Annotated in this window: 17 protein-coding genes, 2 tRNA genes and 1 pseudogene; 6 read left to right on the top strand and 14 right to left on the bottom strand. The window is 40.3% G+C overall.

The genetic code is table 11. The annotated features are described in order from the left end of the window. Nucleotides 1–15: 15 nt before the first annotated feature. Nucleotides 16–684 (bottom strand): MIP/aquaporin family protein, encoded by a 669-nt coding sequence (locus N8L90_RS06835; protein ID WP_020903234.1) that lies wholly within the window; start codon nt 682–684, stop codon nt 16–18. A 256-nt stretch (nt 685–940) separates the two neighbouring features. On the opposite strand from N8L90_RS06835, the gene N8L90_RS06830 reads away from it, so the two are divergent. After that, complete coding sequence (locus N8L90_RS06830; protein WP_000048148.1) at nt 941–1,705, top strand: (S)-acetoin forming diacetyl reductase; 765 nt, start codon at nt 941–943, stop codon at nt 1,703–1,705. A 107-nt stretch (nt 1,706–1,812) separates the two neighbouring features. On the opposite strand, the gene N8L90_RS06825 is transcribed toward N8L90_RS06830, so the two are convergent. Together N8L90_RS06825 and N8L90_RS06820 are read right to left on the bottom strand one after the other, a co-directional pair. After that, nucleotides 1,813–2,604: a DUF2785 domain-containing protein gene (locus N8L90_RS06825; RefSeq protein ID WP_261024761.1), complete on the bottom strand. Its 792-nt coding sequence runs from the start codon at nt 2,602–2,604 to the stop codon at nt 1,813–1,815. An 11-nt stretch (nt 2,605–2,615) separates the two neighbouring features. Continuing rightward, nucleotides 2,616–2,948: a winged helix-turn-helix transcriptional regulator gene (locus N8L90_RS06820; protein ID WP_261024760.1), complete on the bottom strand. Its 333-nt coding sequence runs from the start codon at nt 2,946–2,948 to the stop codon at nt 2,616–2,618. A 150-nt stretch (nt 2,949–3,098) separates the two neighbouring features. On the opposite strand from N8L90_RS06820, the gene N8L90_RS06815 reads away from it, so the two are divergent. Then, entirely contained in the window at nt 3,099–3,488 is a 390-nt protein-coding gene (locus N8L90_RS06815; protein ID WP_000106197.1) for a nuclear transport factor 2 family protein, read from the top strand. A gap of 168 nt (nt 3,489–3,656) precedes the next feature. On the opposite strand, the gene pepF is transcribed toward N8L90_RS06815, so the two are convergent. The 9 genes and pseudogenes from pepF to N8L90_RS06770 form a co-directional block, all read right to left on the bottom strand. Beyond that, nucleotides 3,657–5,453: an oligoendopeptidase F gene (gene pepF / locus N8L90_RS06810; RefSeq protein WP_261024758.1), complete on the bottom strand. Its 1,797-nt coding sequence runs from the start codon at nt 5,451–5,453 to the stop codon at nt 3,657–3,659. A 10-nt stretch (nt 5,454–5,463) separates the two neighbouring features. Next, nucleotides 5,464–6,207 (bottom strand): 16S rRNA (uracil(1498)-N(3))-methyltransferase, encoded by a 744-nt coding sequence (locus N8L90_RS06805; RefSeq protein WP_261024757.1) that lies wholly within the window; start codon nt 6,205–6,207, stop codon nt 5,464–5,466. 1 nt (nt 6,208) lies between these two features. After that, nucleotides 6,209–7,159: a 50S ribosomal protein L11 methyltransferase gene (gene prmA, locus N8L90_RS06800; protein ID WP_314725725.1), complete on the bottom strand. Its 951-nt coding sequence runs from the start codon at nt 7,157–7,159 to the stop codon at nt 6,209–6,211. 138 nt (nt 7,160–7,297) lie between these two features. Then, a complete protein-coding gene (locus N8L90_RS06795; protein WP_261024755.1) occupies nt 7,298–7,726 on the bottom strand; it encodes an NUDIX hydrolase in 429 nt (142 codons plus the stop codon). Between the two features lies 1 nt (nt 7,727). Continuing rightward, the gene (locus N8L90_RS06790; protein ID WP_261024753.1) at nt 7,728–8,795 is read right to left on the bottom strand and encodes a M50 family metallopeptidase; all 1,068 of its coding nucleotides are present in this window, start codon (nt 8,793–8,795) and stop codon (nt 7,728–7,730) included. Nucleotides 8,796–8,813: 18 nt separating this feature from the next. Continuing rightward, a complete protein-coding gene (locus N8L90_RS06785) occupies nt 8,814–9,284 on the bottom strand; it encodes a DUF3013 family protein (protein WP_020903227.1) in 471 nt (156 codons plus the stop codon). Nucleotides 9,285–9,575: 291 nt separating this feature from the next. Continuing rightward, entirely contained in the window at nt 9,576–10,028 is a 453-nt protein-coding gene (locus N8L90_RS06780) for a type II toxin-antitoxin system HicB family antitoxin (protein WP_261024751.1), read from the bottom strand. 36 nt (nt 10,029–10,064) lie between these two features. Further along, a complete protein-coding gene (locus tag N8L90_RS06775; protein WP_001132287.1) occupies nt 10,065–10,244 on the bottom strand; it encodes a type II toxin-antitoxin system HicA family toxin in 180 nt (59 codons plus the stop codon). 379 nt (nt 10,245–10,623) lie between these two features. Further along, nucleotides 10,624–10,833, bottom strand: a pseudogene (locus tag N8L90_RS06770) (hypothetical protein); the annotation flags it as partial. A gap of 306 nt (nt 10,834–11,139) precedes the next feature. On the opposite strand from N8L90_RS06770, the gene N8L90_RS06765 reads away from it, so the two are divergent. The 4 genes from N8L90_RS06765 to N8L90_RS06750 all read left to right on the top strand — a co-directional run bounded on the left by N8L90_RS06765 (nt 11,140) and on the right by N8L90_RS06750 (nt 13,721). Then, the gene (locus tag N8L90_RS06765; protein ID WP_261024750.1) at nt 11,140–12,411 is read left to right on the top strand and encodes a replication-associated recombination protein A; all 1,272 of its coding nucleotides are present in this window, start codon (nt 11,140–11,142) and stop codon (nt 12,409–12,411) included. Nucleotides 12,412–12,675: 264 nt separating this feature from the next. Further along, nucleotides 12,676–12,748, top strand: a tRNA-Lys gene (locus tag N8L90_RS06760). Nucleotides 12,749–13,070: 322 nt separating this feature from the next. Further along, nucleotides 13,071–13,586, top strand: a complete 516-nt coding sequence (locus tag N8L90_RS06755; RefSeq protein WP_000672744.1) for a DUF308 domain-containing protein — start codon at nt 13,071–13,073, stop codon at nt 13,584–13,586. A 62-nt stretch (nt 13,587–13,648) separates the two neighbouring features. After that, a tRNA-Lys gene (locus N8L90_RS06750) sits at nt 13,649–13,721 on the top strand. A gap of 140 nt (nt 13,722–13,861) precedes the next feature. Here the strand turns inward: N8L90_RS06750 and N8L90_RS06745 are convergent. Together N8L90_RS06745 and N8L90_RS06740 are read right to left on the bottom strand one after the other, a co-directional pair. Further along, entirely contained in the window at nt 13,862–14,950 is a 1,089-nt protein-coding gene (locus tag N8L90_RS06745) for an AI-2E family transporter (RefSeq protein WP_261024749.1), read from the bottom strand. Nucleotides 14,951–14,959: 9 nt separating this feature from the next. Continuing rightward, nucleotides 14,960–16,249: a hypothetical protein gene (locus tag N8L90_RS06740; RefSeq protein WP_084864589.1), complete on the bottom strand. Its 1,290-nt coding sequence runs from the start codon at nt 16,247–16,249 to the stop codon at nt 14,960–14,962. Nucleotides 16,250–16,530: the final 281 nt, after the last annotated feature.

Below are 16,530 nucleotides of genomic sequence, written 5' to 3'. Positions count from 1 at the left end.
CTTTTTGAGTTTCAATTATTCTTCTGTTCCAAGGAAGTTTTTTGCGACAAGTGCTGCAAGAACTCCACCAACGATTGGTGCAAGGATGAAAATCCAAACTTGTTGAAGAGCTGCGCCACCTACCAAGACAGCTGGTGCCAAGCTACGAGCTGGGTTTACTGAAAGTCCAGTAATGTTCAATCCGACAAGAATCATCGCCATCAATGACAAACCGATTACCAAACCAGCAATCGCGCCATTTCCCTTGCTTTCTGAAGTAACAGTCATGATAACCAAAACAAACAAGAAGGTTGCAATGACTTCAAACAAGAATCCACCAAAGACAGTGACACCGTTTGCCAAGGCATTTTCACCAAGACTAGCAGTTGACATACCTGAGTTAGCCAAGAGGAAGAATACCGCAGCTGACGCAAGGAAAGCTCCAACAACCTGACCAAGGATGTAGTTGACAAGCTCTGAAGATGACAAACGTTTGTTTACAAACATAGCGATCGAAACAGCTGGGTTCAAGTGAGCACCTGAAACAGTTCCGATTGAGTAGGCTGCAACTACGATTGCTAAACCAAAGGCAAAGGCGATTCCAAGGTGACCTAAGCCATCAAGACCATTTCCAAAAACAACAGCTCCTGTCCCAATGAACACAAGCATGAAAGTACCGATTAATTCAGCAACAAATTTTTTCATTTTCTTTCTCCTTTTTTCAAAAACTAGATACTAGTCTATCAAAAGTAGGAAAGGGTTTCAAGAAAATTGATTGGAAATTTCAGGTTAAAATTCTGTAAAAACGGTAGTGTTTATTTGAAACATTTTTTTCAAAGGTGTATACTAATAGCGTAGTTTTGATAGGGGTTACAAAACCCATTATAAAAGCTCATTTGTAAACCTTTGCTGTTCTTTTATGAACGTTTGAATGGTATCGTGAATACCAAGGAGGAATCATATGTCTAAAGTTGCTATTGTCACAGGTGCAGGTCAAGGAATCGGTTTTGCAATTGCGAAACGATTGGTTCAAGATGGCTTTAAGGTAGGAGTCTTAGACTACAATCCCGAAACAGCCGAAAAGGCTGTTGCCGAATTATCAGCTGAAAATGCCTTTGCTGTCGTAGCTGATGTTTCGAAACAGGCAGAAGTTGCACAAGCATTTCAACAGGTTGTTGACCATTTTGGTGATTTGAATGTTGTCGTAAATAACGCTGGTGTTGCTCCAACTACTCCTCTTGATACAATTACTGAGGAACAATTTACACGCACTTTCGGTATCAACGTTGGTGGTGTCATTTGGGGGTCACAAGCTGCACAAGCGCAATTTAAAGCACTTGGCCACGGAGGTAAAATTATCAACGCAACCTCTCAAGCCGGTGTAGTCGGTAACCCAAATCTAACTGTTTATGGTGGAACCAAATTTGCTGTTCGTGGAATTACGCAAACATTAGCACGTGATTTAGCAGACTCAGGCATCACTGTTAACGCCTACGCACCAGGTATTGTGAAAACACCAATGATGTACGACATCGCTCATGAAGTTGGTAAAAATGCAGGAAAAGATGACGAGTGGGGTATGCAGACATTTGCAAAAGATATTACCCTAAAACGTCTATCTGAACCAGAAGATGTGGCTGCTGCTGTCAGCTTCCTTGCAGGACCAGATTCAAACTACATTACAGGACAAACCATTATCGTTGATGGTGGTATGCAATTCCATTAAGATACACAAAAAGAGGTTGGAAAATGATTCAACCTCTTTTATTAGTTTTCATTATTAGTTAGGAGGATACAATAGAAACTCTTTCAAAAAGTAATATTAGCTAATCCCTAGTATTGAAAAGACTGGATAGCTTCTTTCAAGTCATCTTGTAAACTATTTCTCTGGTCAAGTTGGACATAGACTTCCAACAGACAGGATCTGAAGTTGGAAAACTTATAAAAATCTTCCCTTTCTTCTATCGGAAAGTCAACAGTTTTTATCCAAGAAGTCACTTGCTCTTGCTCCAACTTCCCTTGTAAAATAGGTTCATAGATCACTCTTGCTAAACGCCAATCCTCATCATCTGTAAAGCGAATTGAAATTCTTTTAAATAGTTGGCCAAGTATCTCAAATACTTCATGAACTCTGTTTTTAGGAAAGTCTGGATGACAAACCACCTCTGTCAGTAAATCGGCTCCATGTGCAAAAGCATGAACCCAACCATACTGACTTGAAAAACCTGTCGTGTCCTTTTCTTTCGAAAGATAGTACAAACCTTGATGTAAAAAGGCATTACGAATTTCTTCTTTTAATCCCTGATAAAAAACCGATTGCTGGTTGGAATCCGCAGACAAGAGATTTGCATAAACAAGTGCCCTAAAAGAACGTTCAAGTGTTGACAGACCTACCTTATCAATCTCTTTATCTAGTCCTCCATCAGATGAAACCACCTCAGCAATGAAATGAAATTGTTCCTGTGTAAATAGCTCTTCCTGAATCCCTCTAGCAAAGCTTGTAAAAACAAGGTCATCGCGAATTTCTGGAGAAGGATCTCCCAAATGGTCAAGCAACCACTGGATTTCTTCATCATGATAACTTGGTTTTTCTTCTGCTATTTTTCTAAGTAACTCTTGATACATGATCAATACCTCTAGATTTCTAACAACTTGATATAATCTAGACCCCATTTCTCGACAGCATCTAAGACAACTCTGAATTCCTGCCCCATTTCGGTTAAGCTGTACTCAACTCGTGGTGGAACTTCGGCATAGACCTTTCGTTGAACAATCTTATCCTTTTCTAATTGACGGAGATGACGGGTCAAAATAGTTTGAGTAATCCCAGGCAATAATCTCTGCAATTCTTTAAATCGTTTGGTACCCGTACTCAACTGATAAATGATTACCAGTGCCCATTTCCCCGTTAAAACCCTCTGCGTTGTCGCAAATGGACAAATACCATACTCACTCACTTTATTTGGCATAAAATATCTTCTTTCTATTTTTTTTAAAAAAATTTATCTTTTAGTATCAATAATAGTACCACTTTTGATACTAGCTATCAAAAAAGTGTCTACTTGTTTTTTTGTTTGTAACTGTTACAATTATATCATAAAAAGAAATGGAGAATAGATATGTCAACAAACTTAGAAATTTTCAATGCTTATAACCAAGCTTTAATTGCTGGTGACTTTCCTGGTGTCTTTGAAACGATGGCAGACGATATTATCTGGCATCAACCTGGTACTCATAGTATATCTGGTACAGTTGTTGGTAAGGACAAGCTAGGAACTCACCTGGCTACATTTGCTGAGAAAACTAATGGAACCTTTAAGGTGATAACAAATTGGGTTTCTGACAATAAGGATTTAATCGCAGCCAATGTTACTTTTCTTGGAACACGGGCTGATGGTACTGAACTCAATATGAACGGGATTGACCTCTTCCGCATTGAAGACGGAAAAATCAAAGAAGTTTGGCTCTTCTCTTCAGATCAAGCTGAAGAAGATAGCTTTTGGGGATAATTTAAGAGGCCAGGACAAAAAATTTTGATTTTAGGAATTCTTTATTCTAAATTTTTAAAATCGATAGATTAGAAAAAAAGCGAACAAGACAGAATTCTGAGTTTCAGATAACTCGTTTTGTTCGCTTTTTATATTTAAGGTTAAACTTTTGTCCCAGACTCTTTTAATTTACTCTCCCAACTGGGCACTGTAGGCGATGATCTGGTCAACTGTGTCAGACAAGAATTGGATGGTATCACGGAGTGGTTTATCTGTAGAGATATCTGCTCCGATAATCATAGCTGACTCAAGCGGTGTCTTGCTACCACCTGATTTGAGGAGATTGAGCCAATCTTCAGCTCCAGTTTCTGAATGTTTCAGATGAAGGTAACCCGCAGTCGAGATGACTAGTCCTGCTGAGTAAGTGTAACTATACAAGCCCATGTAGTAGTGAGCTTGGCGCATCCAAGTCAAAGCTGCATCATCGTCAATTTCAATGGCATCTCCCCAGAAATCGGTCAAAACTTCCTTCATAATGCTGTTAAGTTTGCTTGCTCCAAAGGTCTCACCTTCTTCAATCAATGTATACACCTTACGCTGGAAGGCTGCTTCCAAGAGGTGGGTGATGAAATTATGGAAGTAGGTATCTGTCAAACGGTGAGCCAGAGCGAAGCGTTTTTGACGAGGGTCGTCAGACTGGTGCTCCAAGTAGTCACTGAGGAGCAATTCATTAAAAGTTGACGGTGCTTCAACATAGTAGGTCGACATGTGGGCGTTGAAGTAGCTCTGGTGATTATCTGAAAAGATGAATTGACCAGAATGCCCGATTTCATGAATCAAGGTATAGACATCGCTCAAACGGCCTGTCCAGCTCATGAGGACATAAGGGTGCACGCGATATGGATCCGCCGCATAACCACCAGAATCCTTGCCACTGTTAGCAGCAAAGTCCACCCAGCGCTCTTCTTGATAGCGAGCAACTTCCTGACAATATTCTTGCCCCAAAGGTTCTACGGACTTCATGACCAAATCATAGGCGTCGTCAATAGTCACTTCAGGATTGAGGGCACTATCCAAATCCAATTTCCAGTCTGCAAAGGTCATCTTTTCAAGACCATTTACCTTGGCAACATGTTTGAGGTATCTCTGAGCAACGGGCGCAAAGTCCTTCATGATAAGGTCAATCTGGCGGTCAAACATGGCACGGTCCACTTCTTGCTCAGCTAGAAGATAATCAAAAACTGAGTCGTAACCCTTCATATCTGCCAATAGTTTTTCAGACTTGACTTGGGCTAAATAAGTTGCGGCTGCCGTATTTTGGTGCTTACGAAGTCCTTCTGAGAAGGAACGGAAAGATTTCTCACGAACCTCAGCGTCCTCATGATTTTGGTAGAAATTCTCATAAGTCACAAAGCTGTTTTTGTAGGTCTTGCCATGAGCTTCAAAGTCAGCCATTTCAAAATCCCCAGCACGCATCTTAGTGTAAATGTCCTGTGGACTGTAGAAAACTTCACCGAGATTGGTCAAGGCCTTCTCCACATCAGCCCCCAGATAGTGGGCTTTTTTGATTTTGGCCTGACGAATGGCTGCCGTCAAGTGAGGCAATTTACCCAAACGGTCCAAGACTTCCTCATCAGCTTCCACCAAGGCATCGTCAAAGAAGGTCAAGGCTACACTGGCATCTGTTTCAAATTCCATCCCAGCTTGAGCAATGTTGGCAAATTCGTCATTGCAATAATCTGTCGTCTGCGGCATAAAACCATAGTTGCCAATATGGCTCATCTGAATGTAGATTTGTTCCAATTCCGCAAAGGCCTTCTCAAAATCCTCAAAAGTATGAAGATTACCTTTGTAATCACGGCTAAATTGATTAATGTCTTCTCGAGCCTTCTCGATTGCACGCAAGAAATCTTCACGATCTTGGTATAGGGCTGTTAAATCCCAAAGTTCCTTCTCTGGAAATTCTGAACGGTGTTTTTGTTCCATTTTCTTCCTCTTATTTCTCTAATTCTAATAAAACACTAAGGGCTGATAAAGCGTAAAGTGGTGCTGTTTCTGCTCTCAAAATACGAGGACCAAGACCTGCCAAGACTGCTCCCTTAGCTTCAAAACTCTCAATTTCTGCAGGTGACAAGCCACCTTCTGGACCAAAGATAAAGAGCAATTTGTCTCCTTTCTCGAGTCCAGTAACTGCTTGTAAAAGCGCAGCGCTTTCTCCTTCTTTGGCCGACTCTTCATAAGCCACTACGACGCGGTCAAACTGGTCAAGTTGGGCTAGAAAGTCTGCTTTCCTTTCAAAAAGCTGGATACTTGGAACAACATTACGCTTACTTTGTTCTGCCGCTCCAAGAGCAATTTTTTCTAGTTTTTCAACCTTTTTACCCAATTTCTTGCCATCCCACTTAGCAACGGACCAATCGGCAGGGAAGGCCCAGATTTGGCTGGCACCCAGTTCGGTTACTTTTTGAGCGATGAACTCCAGCTTGTCCCCCTTGGGAAAACCAGATGCGATGGTCACCTGGACTGGCAGTTCCACATTGTCTGCTAGTTCTTCAACCAATTCAAACTGACGGGCTTCCACATCCAGCACACGCGCCAAGCGCTTAATTCCATCATCAAAGACCAAAGTAACCTCATCATCTTCTTTCAAGCGCATAACCTGAAACATATGCTTGCTGGTTTCCTTGTCCTCGATGGTGACAGGAGAGACAGCACTGCCTTTGACAAAATACTGTTGCATGCTAGCCTCCAATCACACCTGAAATATCCTTGGTTTTCTTAAAGACACAGGCATTCCATTCCCCTTGAACCATGTGGGTTTCAAGGAAAAATCCAGCTGACTCAGCCGACTCGCGCACCATGTCCCACTTGTCCTTGATAATCCCACTCATGATCAGGTAGCCTTCGTCCTTAACCAAACGATAGGCATCGTCTGTCAGATGAATGAGGATATCCGCCAAGATATTAGCTACAATCACATCTGCCTCAATCTCAACTCCCTTAAGCAAATCTCCTGCTGCTACATGGATGTTTTCCATACCAGGGTTTAGCTCAATATTTTCCTGAGCAACACGAACTGCTACATCATCCAGGTCGTAGGCAAAGATTTCCTTGGCACCAAGCAGCGAGCTAGCAATGGAGAGAACGCCTGATCCAGTCCCCACATCTAGCACCGTTTCCCCACCACGAAGAACCTGTTCCAAGGCAAAAAGGCTCATCTTGGTAGTTGGGTGGGTTCCTGTTCCAAAGGCCATACCAGGATCTAGCTTGATAATCTTTTCTCCAGCAGTCGCCTCATAGTCTGTCCAAGAGGGAACGATGGTCAAATCATGAGTAATACGAGCTGGTTCATAATATTTCTTCCAGTTGTCTGCCCAGTCTTCTTCAGCCAAGGCAGTAGTCCCCATCTTGACCTCACCCAAATCCATAAAATCTGTCAATTCTGCTAGGCGAGCCTGCAAATCCGCCTCAACCACTGCCACGTCCACCGTTTCAGGGTAGTAAGCTGTCACAACGATTTCTTCTTGCTGCTCAACCTCTGGGAAAATCTCGCCAAAGCGGTCAACATTTCCCACATAGTCCATGCTATCTTCAATCGCAACGCCTTGCGCTCCCAGCTCGATCAAGAGATTGGAAACTAACTCCTCCCCCTCACGCTTCACTGTAACTTTTAACTCTTGCCATGTTTCCATCATTAAGATACCAAGCCCGTAAAACACAAAGCCAAAATAGGAAATTCTCTGAAGACGCTTCTATCTAAATGAAATTTATCTTTTTTGGCACAGTGTTTAGGGCGGGTTCAGTTTAGAAATTTAACTGAACCATCCTTTCTAATCACTTACTTTTAAATAATCTCTCAATCTTCCCTGCAACTGAGGCACTGCCTGTTTAGAATTGAGAAATTCCTCAATGTTCATCAGCTGATAGCCCTGCCCTTCATCTCCAAAGGTGATATTGTCAAACTGGTTCTGTGTCAACTGACCGACTAGAAATACAGATTGTTTATCCGCAAAAAGCATACTTGGATAAACCTTACTCCAAAGCAGACAATCCTCAGTCAAATGAATTCCCAGTTCCTCAAAAACTTCACGCTCCACGCACTCAAAAGGACTTTCATCACCTTCACGTCCACCGCCTGGAAGTTCCCACATATTGGGCCAGGGAATGTTTGCCTTATCATCGCGTAAGATAGTCAAAAGCTTATCCCCACAAAACAAAGCAATCTTACAGCCTGTGAAATCAGAAATCTCTATTTCCATATTAGACTCCTTCGGTTAATTCCTTTTCCAGCTCGGCTAACCAGTTTTGATAATAACTTTTCTCATCCCGTAACATCCGACTGCTATTCATTTTCTGTCTAGCAATCTTCATAGCCTTGTGAGTTTGAACCACATCTTTCCTTACCTTAAATTGATACCAAGCTTGAATGACCTGCATATCTGCTGTTTTTAGAGATAAAAAGGATTTGACCCCTCGAATACTTGCATATTCTTCCGCTTTCTTATTATCTCCTTCTATCAGAGCAATTTGAAGAAGGTATAATTGAGAACTAGTTTTAGACATTGGATTATCTGTTTTCTCTAGCACAGACTGAAACTGTTGCTTTGCAAGCTCTATATTATCGTCCAATATGAATACCAACCCCTGAAGAGTCTGAACACTTTCTGCAAAACTCCCTCTCGCCTCCTCATCAACAGGCATGATAAAGTCTTTTAAATCATATTCTTGAGGAGCTAGCAAGGTCTGGGCAGAATGCCTCAACATCAGGTAGGCGTATTTCGTATTTTCAGGGTGTTGTAGCAATTCCCAAATTTTTGCTCCATCGGTGATGCCGACTGGCAAAATGTTATTTAGGAAGAAAGACAAATTAAGAAAAATCCAAGTCCCTGCAAAATACCAGCTTCTTGTCAAAAATCCAAACAATATCGCCAATAACATCAAGCTGAGATGAACCATCAAGCCTCCTGAAAGCATCAGGATGATTCTTTGATCGCTTTCATCCTCTTTTAAACCAATGTATTGAGCACCAACATTTTTCAGAATGGCTGTTCTACTAAGATGAAACCTGCCTGACTTTTTGGTCAAAATAAAATGTCCTAACCCAAAAGCCACCAGCCGATAGCCTGTCAAGTAGCCACAAAAAGCATGTCCCAGCTCATGAAGAATAAAGATTAAATACATACTTAGAAGAGCGAGGGCATAACCAAAAGTAAAGACTAAAACTGCGGAATATCCCAGCTCTGCAAATGCGATTGTTCCACAAGCACAAGCCAGCATAATAAAGACAACAGCTAGCACATAAACCAAATAAATCCCAATTTTCTTCATAAAATCTCCAACCAACTCCTAGTATCTCGGATAAGGATAAAACTCTCCCTCTTCCAAGCCGACTTTTCCTTCTTCAAAGACTTCTTGGTTCCATTCCATGACAAATTCTTCTGCTTCTGGGTCTTCCAAAAAGTCCATAAGGGCATCTAGCCCAACCTCAGCAGTATCTTTAAGGAATAGCGCAAAATAAGCTAAAAATTCGCGGGAAAATCCTTTTTTAGGTAGGTAAGGAATGACCGTCAAATAGTCTTCTGCATTGACTGTTGATTTGGCAGGATTGTAAAAAAGCACTGCTTCTTCAAAGAGAATGTCGTCTGATGACACCTCCCCATCCTCATCCACCATCTCCACACCTGTAGCGTTTTGCGCTTCCAATAGAAAACTCACTTCTACCGCGTGGTTACGCTTGTCCCAACTAATCTCAAAGTCAAAGGGAAAGTTCTTCTCCAACTCTTCCTCTAAAATATCTAAAAATCCATATGTTGCCATTTTGTCCTCTTTCTATGCGACTCTTAAATCGCCCCGATTGCTCGGAAATATGCTAAAATAGATACTACCATCTTACCACAAAATTATTTTATGTCCTAATTATACCATATTGCCTCATTTAAACCCTTGGTATTAGTGATTTTCTTAACAGTCTGATTTCTTCATTTCTCCTAAAAGTCAACATAAAAAGCCCTCGAAAGGGCTAGAAAATCTATAGAATCAATAGACAAGTAACCAGCACAATTAGGAGTGCTTTTTTTATTGACTATTCCCACGATGTCACACTTAATCTTATGCTTGAATTTTCTTATCTGCAATAGCGTCTGTCAAAGTCTGAGAAAAGTTAAGTCCCATTTCTCGTCCCAACTTATCTGCCCATCTTGGTATGGTCAAGGTCTTTTTAATTGGTTCCTGACTTCCTAAGTACTCTGATACATCAACAGATACCATAGAAATAAAAGATTTATCAAGGTCATAGGTTGACTCAAAATCTTCATCATCTTTAAAAGGATCATTATCAATTAAAGACAAGCTATTGATATCTGATGGCTGGGGCAAATCTTCATCATTCTCTATCAAATCTGCAACAGTTATGCCTAACCACTCCGAACCCATAGCCAGAGCCTCAGAAATCCCCTCTCCTTGTGTAGCTGAGTATTCAAAATCCGGGAAATGGACAAAATAAGTCGCTTCTGCTCCGTCTGTATCGTCATAATAAAATAAAGCTGGATACGTAACTAACATCTCACTACCTCCATATCAAAAAGCAGGGGCTGAATTTTACAACCCAGCTTGCTTTCTTATCCCTCTTTCAGTGTACTTATTCAGCTCACCATGAGGGATTGTGATAGGTCTTTCCCCTTGCTTCTCCATTTTAATATGGGAGCCTTTACCGCCTCTAGTCTTTATCCAACCATGAGCCGTAAGGAGTTTGACCATCTCTTTTTGTGTCATAGGCATAGCGCTTTTACCTCCTGACAACACCATTATAACACGTGCTACACGTATTGTAAAGGAGTGATACTTATTATTCTCTTATACATAAAAGCCCCTAGATGTGGTTCTAAGAGCTTCTAATTTATTCATACCTATTTTTCTAATGAGTAGTGAATACTGCTTCTTTATCTAGTAATTCATCATCTGTATAGTCAATTGTAAAAGTATCTCGATCTAAGACAGATTGAGGCGGAGTTGAATGAATCATAGGAACACTGCGTATCCTATACCTTTTATCTCCAATTTTTACAAACTGATTAACTCTCAAGTCTTCGAAATCAGGATTTTCAACAGTTATTACAAGGAGACGATTTGCTACTTTAAAAACATCAACTATTCTATTTTTCATGTTTTTTTCCAACCCATTATTAGAATAAACTCCTTGATAAGCAAGATCAAGTTTAGGTTTAATTTTTTCGTACAAATCCAAAATCTCTTTTGGAGTATCTTCACGGAATAAAAATTGTCTTTTCCCTGACATAACCTTATCACTAAGAATCCAATAACGAATTCGTTTTGTAAAAATCAAAACTTCCTGACTTGGTAGTTCCATTACTTATCACCTCTCCTTCATTATAATTCATACAATAATATTTAGCAATCTTATTTCACAAGTCAGCAATTCTACTTCTTTGGACTCAACTTTCATATTTTGAGTTTTAAGGAAAATCAATTCTGTTATGCTGATACCTTTCCACATCAAATTAAATGGTCAAAAATACTCTATTTCACTCCCTGAATGTTACAAAACCATTGAAATATCACAACTAATAGGCTAGAATGGACATAGTAAGATACATTTGGTGAGTTATACTGCTCAAAAAATATGAAACTAAAATCCACGTTAGAAAGGACTACTATGCCAGACAATCTCGCGCTTCGCATGCGCCCTAAAACCATCGACCAGGTCATCGGTCAGGAGCATCTGGTCGGACCTGGAAAAATCATCCGTCGCATGGTGGAAGCCAATCGCCTGTCCTCCATGATTCTCTACGGACCTCCAGGAATCGGCAAGACCAGTATTGCCTCTGCCATCGCTGGAACTACTAAGTATGCCTTTCGTACCTTTAATGCCACTGTTGATAGTAAAAAACGACTACAAGAAATTGCGGAAGAGGCTAAATTTTCAGGTGGACTTGTACTACTCCTTGACGAGATTCATAGACTAGATAAAACCAAGCAAGACTTCCTCTTGCCTCTCTTGGAAAGTGGACTGGTCATCATGATTGGCGCTACAACTGAAAATCCTTTCTTCTCTGTCACTCCTGCCATTCGCAGTCGCGTTCAAATTTTTGAGTTGGAACCTCTGTCTAACCAAGACGTCAAAGAGGCCCTGCAGATAGCTCTAAATAACCCTGAACGTGGTTTTGATTTTCCAGTAGAACTAGATGAGGATGCGCTGGACTTCATTGCCACCTCTACAAATGGAGACCTGCGTTCTGCCTTCAACTCACTGGACTTGGCTGTTCTCTCTACCCCCGAAAATGACAAGGGAATCCGCCATATAACTTTGGATATCATGGAAAATAGCCTGCAGCGGAGTTATATTACCATGGACAAGGACGGGGATGGACACTACGATGTCCTCTCAGCCCTGCAAAAGTCTATCCGTGGCTCAGATGTTGATGCCAGTCTTCACTATGCTGCCCGCTTGATTGAGGCTGGTGATTTGCCAAGTCTCGCTCGTCGTTTGACTGTTATCGCTTATGAAGATATCGGTTTGGCCAATCCTGAAGCCCAGATTCACACCGTGACTGCTCTGGGTGCTGCACAAAGGATTGGTTTCCCAGAAGCCCGCATTCTCATTGCCAATGTCGTCATTGATTTGGCCCTTTCTCCAAAATCCAACTCAGCCTATGTAGCTATGGATAAGGCACTTGCCGACCTCAAAACATCAGGGCACTTGCCTATTCCGCGACACCTGCGTGATGGGCACTACAGCGGAAGCAAGGAACTGGGGAATGCCCAAGACTATCTCTATCCACACAACTATCCTGGAAATTGGGTCAAGCAAGACTATCTGCCAGAAAAAATTCGTAGTCATCACTATTTCCAAGCAGAAGATACTGGTAAATATGAACGGGCTTTGGCTCAAAGAAAGGAAGCTATCGACCGTTTGCGAAAAATCTGAAATCCTTTTCAAAAAATTGCACTTTCCTCTTGATTTTTTTTGAAAAAGTGGTATTATATAAACATAGAAACGCTGTGGTGTACGACTTCACACTTAAGTGTTGACCGACTATTTTTTGTATTATTAGGGAAACAAAAGTCTTCTAACAGCATGTAGGCCGTCTCACACGGAAACAGCTTCAGTTAGAGCGAGTTGCCCACCTGCTTAATTGCGCGGGTTCAATACAAACCGTGAAGTTTCGGCACCAATACAGCTTTTTTCTTTGCCTCCTTAGCTCAGCTGGCAGAGCAGCGGACTCTTAATCCGTGGGTCACAGGTTCGATCCCTGTAGGGGGCATCTACATACAACAGGAAAAAGCCTTAATTTCAAGGCTTTTTTGCTTGTCTATAACTGATTTGCTCCATCATTTGCCCCACTTTTAAATCTATCTTTTCTTTTTGAATCAAATTACATCTTAACAAATAGTGTAAAGCCAGTTACTTTTGCTTTGATGCCATACAATATTTTCATGTAGAGAAGACAAATTTTATCTTCTCTTTTTATTTTCAAAATGATAAAAACTGAAACTTCCAAATTGTTTATTTATTTTATTGACATTTTCTATAAAAATAAGTATAATAGTTTTATTATCAGACTATACTATATAGGGGGTATTGAAATGAAATTTTCTAATCGTTTATCGCTATTCCTTGCAGGAGTTGTTTTTGTCCTTTTAGGACTTTTCCTATTTACAAACCCAGTAGCTAATCTTGTTGCTTACAGCTGGTGGATTGCATTTGGTTTACTGGTTTCTTCTATAGCAGCTATTTTAGGCTATTTCTCTGTACCAAAAGAGCTTCGCTCACCAGCTCATCTTTTCCAAGGGATTGTTAATCTTCTCTTAGCTCTTTACCTCGTTGCCTATGGCTTTGTGACGCTGCCAGTTGTCATTCCAACTATTTTAGGAATTTGGTTAATTGTAGAAGCCATTATAGTTTTCTTTAAAGGCAATCGTCTGGGATTGATTTTCCCTATTATTGGCAACCATATCATGTGGATAGCGTTGCTTGCATTTTTACTAGGTCTAGTGATTTTGTTCAATCCAGTAGCTACAAGTGTCTTTGTCGTTTATGTCGTTGCCTTTGCATTTTTAATTGTTGGTTTCACCTATATCCTTGATGCCTTTCGTAAATAATCTAGCTGCCATTTTGGGCATATTAAAATAGCTGGGAAGTTACATTCTCAGCTTTTTCTGTTGCCTCCTTAGCTCAGTTGGTAGAGCAGTAGACTCTTAAGCTATGGGGCGCAGGTTCGAGCCCTGCAGGGGGCACATCTAAATCAACAGAAATAAGCCTTGAAACCAAGGCTTTTTTTAACGTCTAATAGCTTTTTGTAGAAAAGTATTTAAAAATAAAAGAGAAGAGAATCTCTCACTCTCTTCTCAGTATATCTTATTAAATTTAGTTTTTCTTAATCTAGCTGATTTTCCTTTGCAACGACAAATTCCTTAACCAATCGATAGATAACAGCAAATATCGGTGTAAAGAATATCATCCCAAGTAAGCCAAAGAGATTGCCTCCAATACTAGCAGCCGCAAGCGTGAAAATAGCTGGCAAACCAATAGATTGACCTACAACTCTAGGATAAATAAGGTTTCCTTCAATCAGCTGTATAACTTGATATAGAAGAAGAGAAAGTAAGGCTTGAGTAGGACTCACTGTGAAGATAAAAATCGCTCCCACAACACAAGCAATCATAGGCCCTACATAAGGAATGAACGATAGCACTCCTGCAAATATACCTGTCATTACCCCATAAGGTAGTCCAAACAGGCTGTAGACAACCGCTATCATAACTCCTATGATGACTGCTTCAATCAGCTGACTCATCAAAAATTGGTCATAAGTCTCTAGTACTACTTGTCCAATGTAAGTTAACTTTGTCACCACTTTCTCTGGAAATATAACTTTTAGAAGTCTACTCGTCATCGCTGCCAGATGTTCCTTACTGGATAAAAATAAAAAGGTAAAGACTATAATCAAAAAGGCATTCATCAAACTTGAAAAAATATTGCCGATATTACTAGTCAGACCTGATAAAAAACCTATCAAAGCTTGGCTAATAGAACTAGATTGTCCCTGTATGCCTGATACGATAGTTGACAACATGTCTTTGGTTACAAATTCCGAGCTGTCTAGCAATTTCCCAAGTTGAGTCAGGACTGTTGAAAGGACTGCTCCCAGCTGACTAATAGTCTGAGCAAGGGTTGGAAGCACCAAAACCAAAAGACAGATCACGATTAAGATAAGAGCTAGGAAAACAAGTACCATGGCAATCGGACGACGCAACTCTGCCTTTACCTTCAATTTAACTAAGTACTGTTCAATTTTTTTCATAGGAACATTAAGCACAAAAGCAATAACAGCACCATAAATCAAGGTTGATATTACATCAAAGAGAGAGATTGCTCCTGATATAAAGCTCGATGCATTCAGAATTACAAGAGCAACCAGCCCTATAAAAAGTATTAACGGGGTGTATTTTTTTACTAAGTTCATAAATTCTCCTTAATAAACATGTTTAGATACGACTATACTATTTGGTTTTTCAAACTCTCGATTAAGGTAGGCTTGGTAAGTTCCTGGAGCGATAAATCCTTTGGGTGAGAGGATATCGGTGCCAGCCTGACCGACTATGGTATCAGCCAAGAGCACACAGTTTGTAGATAAGACAAAGTAGGATTTAAACTTAGATTTGATAAATTTATAAAGTTCCCCATCTGTCTCATGTCTGATTTTATAAGCGTAGGTGTAGTCTTCCTTACCATCACCTGTCATGATTTTATCTGCACTTGGCTCCCATGGAATCGTCAGTTGTTTCAATTCAGCCAACTTTTTCTGAACTGCTTTTTCCATTTCAGGCGTCAAATCTATCCCATAACCAAAAAGCGTTTTTTGACTCTCACGTTTACATAGGTCAATGTACTTGTCACGATCACAGAAATATAAGACACCATCTCCTACCATGCCAAATAAGGTCTCAGAAGACGGATCATAGTTGCCATAAGAAATAACACGGCCTTGATAGCAGATATCCACATGACCAATTGCCGAAAACAGAGAGGTCTCAGCTGTATGAACAAAAATTTCAAGCTCCGCTGTCTTACCAGACTTCACTATTCCAAGATGGATATCTTCTTCCTCATCAGCATTTTCCAGCATAAATTTGTTAACTTTTGCTAAAGTTCTTGCAGGGATGAGAGCGGCTAGGACAATAGGTAAGCTAATTCTAATACGACGTTTGAGATGGTTTTTCCCAATTTCCTCCTCAAACAAGAAACCATCACGGATATTGGACACACCATAAAGGAAAAAATAAGCCCCTAATACAAAGAGTTGAAAGACAGAATTTCCTGTAGAGGACAAAAGACTAGTCCCACCAAGAAAAACTAGTACGAGTCCATCTAGTAAGAGACGAAAACGAGGTCGAATTTTGTTTTTGCGGTAGAGAACATAGGTGACAAGGTTAATACTAGCATGAAAAATCTGATAAACTCCAATCACAAGAGCCAGAACATAAATCGGTATATCAGTCGCAAGATTAGAACCTAGCAAATATCCCAGCACTAACAATTTAACCAGTGCAACTCCCAAGGTATCCGTTGACTGGCTTTTTTTGAAAACTCTTAATAGCAAATCTACGACCGTTGCTATCCAAGCTAAAAACAGAACCAGGCGAATAACTGTTACTGGCAACCAAGTCCCCGTGACCATCAAGATGAGACCTAGCAGAACAAATAAGAACCCCTGAGCAAGTAATTTCTTACCTGTCAGACCTAAAGATAGAATTTTCGCCATATAAAAACCTTTCAACAATAAAAATTAAACACTCCGATTAAACTGACTAGTAAATAGCCAACACTACAAACAGCCTGTGCCAGCAACATATGGTGACTAGAAATGACTGTAATAATGTCACCATCTTGTCTTATGCACTTCTAAAATTTGTTATATTGATTAGAAACCAGAGCTTATAAAAACTAGCTAAACTCGAGAGATAGACACAATTGCGACGAAAAAATGTATAACCAATTCAACTTGTTAAGGTAAGAAAGCATTATTTCCAATCTATTAATTAT

Source organism: Streptococcus mitis (assembly GCF_946190115.1).
In the GTDB taxonomy this organism is placed as follows: Bacteria; Bacillota; Bacilli; order Lactobacillales; family Streptococcaceae; genus Streptococcus; species Streptococcus mitis_CO.
Note: the sequence above shows the minus strand (reverse complement) of the source record. Positions and strands in the feature narration are given on the sequence as shown.

Bases quoted from the DNA above. Each gene is read 5' to 3' on its own strand.
- N8L90_RS06835 (WP_020903234.1), bottom strand. From the start codon at position 684: ATGAAAAAATTTGTTGCTGAATTAATCGGTACTTTCATGCTTGTGTTC.
- N8L90_RS06830 (WP_000048148.1), top strand. From the start codon at position 941: ATGTCTAAAGTTGCTATTGTCACAGGTGCAGGTCAAGGAATCGGTTTT.
- N8L90_RS06825 (WP_261024761.1), bottom strand. From the start codon at position 2,604: ATGTATCAAGAGTTACTTAGAAAAATAGCAGAAGAAAAACCAAGTTAT.
- N8L90_RS06820 (WP_261024760.1), bottom strand. From the start codon at position 2,948: ATGCCAAATAAAGTGAGTGAGTATGGTATTTGTCCATTTGCGACAACG.
- N8L90_RS06815 (WP_000106197.1), top strand. From the start codon at position 3,099: ATGTCAACAAACTTAGAAATTTTCAATGCTTATAACCAAGCTTTAATT.
- pepF (WP_261024758.1), bottom strand. From the start codon at position 5,453: ATGGAACAAAAACACCGTTCAGAATTTCCAGAGAAGGAACTTTGGGAT.
- N8L90_RS06805 (WP_261024757.1), bottom strand. From the start codon at position 6,207: ATGCAACAGTATTTTGTCAAAGGCAGTGCTGTCTCTCCTGTCACCATC.
- prmA (WP_314725725.1), bottom strand. From the start codon at position 7,159: ATGGAAACATGGCAAGAGTTAAAAGTTACAGTGAAGCGTGAGGGGGAG.
- N8L90_RS06795 (WP_261024755.1), bottom strand. From the start codon at position 7,726: ATGGAAATAGAGATTTCTGATTTCACAGGCTGTAAGATTGCTTTGTTT.
- N8L90_RS06790 (WP_261024753.1), bottom strand. From the start codon at position 8,795: ATGAAGAAAATTGGGATTTATTTGGTTTATGTGCTAGCTGTTGTCTTT.
- N8L90_RS06785 (WP_020903227.1), bottom strand. From the start codon at position 9,284: ATGGCAACATATGGATTTTTAGATATTTTAGAGGAAGAGTTGGAGAAG.
- N8L90_RS06780 (WP_261024751.1), bottom strand. From the start codon at position 10,028: ATGTTAGTTACGTATCCAGCTTTATTTTATTATGACGATACAGACGGA.
- N8L90_RS06775 (WP_001132287.1), bottom strand. From the start codon at position 10,244: ATGCCTATGACACAAAAAGAGATGGTCAAACTCCTTACGGCTCATGGT.
- N8L90_RS06765 (WP_261024750.1), top strand. From the start codon at position 11,140: ATGCCAGACAATCTCGCGCTTCGCATGCGCCCTAAAACCATCGACCAG.
- N8L90_RS06755 (WP_000672744.1), top strand. From the start codon at position 13,071: ATGAAATTTTCTAATCGTTTATCGCTATTCCTTGCAGGAGTTGTTTTT.
- N8L90_RS06745 (WP_261024749.1), bottom strand. From the start codon at position 14,950: ATGAACTTAGTAAAAAAATACACCCCGTTAATACTTTTTATAGGGCTG.
- N8L90_RS06740 (WP_084864589.1), bottom strand. From the start codon at position 16,249: ATGGCGAAAATTCTATCTTTAGGTCTGACAGGTAAGAAATTACTTGCT.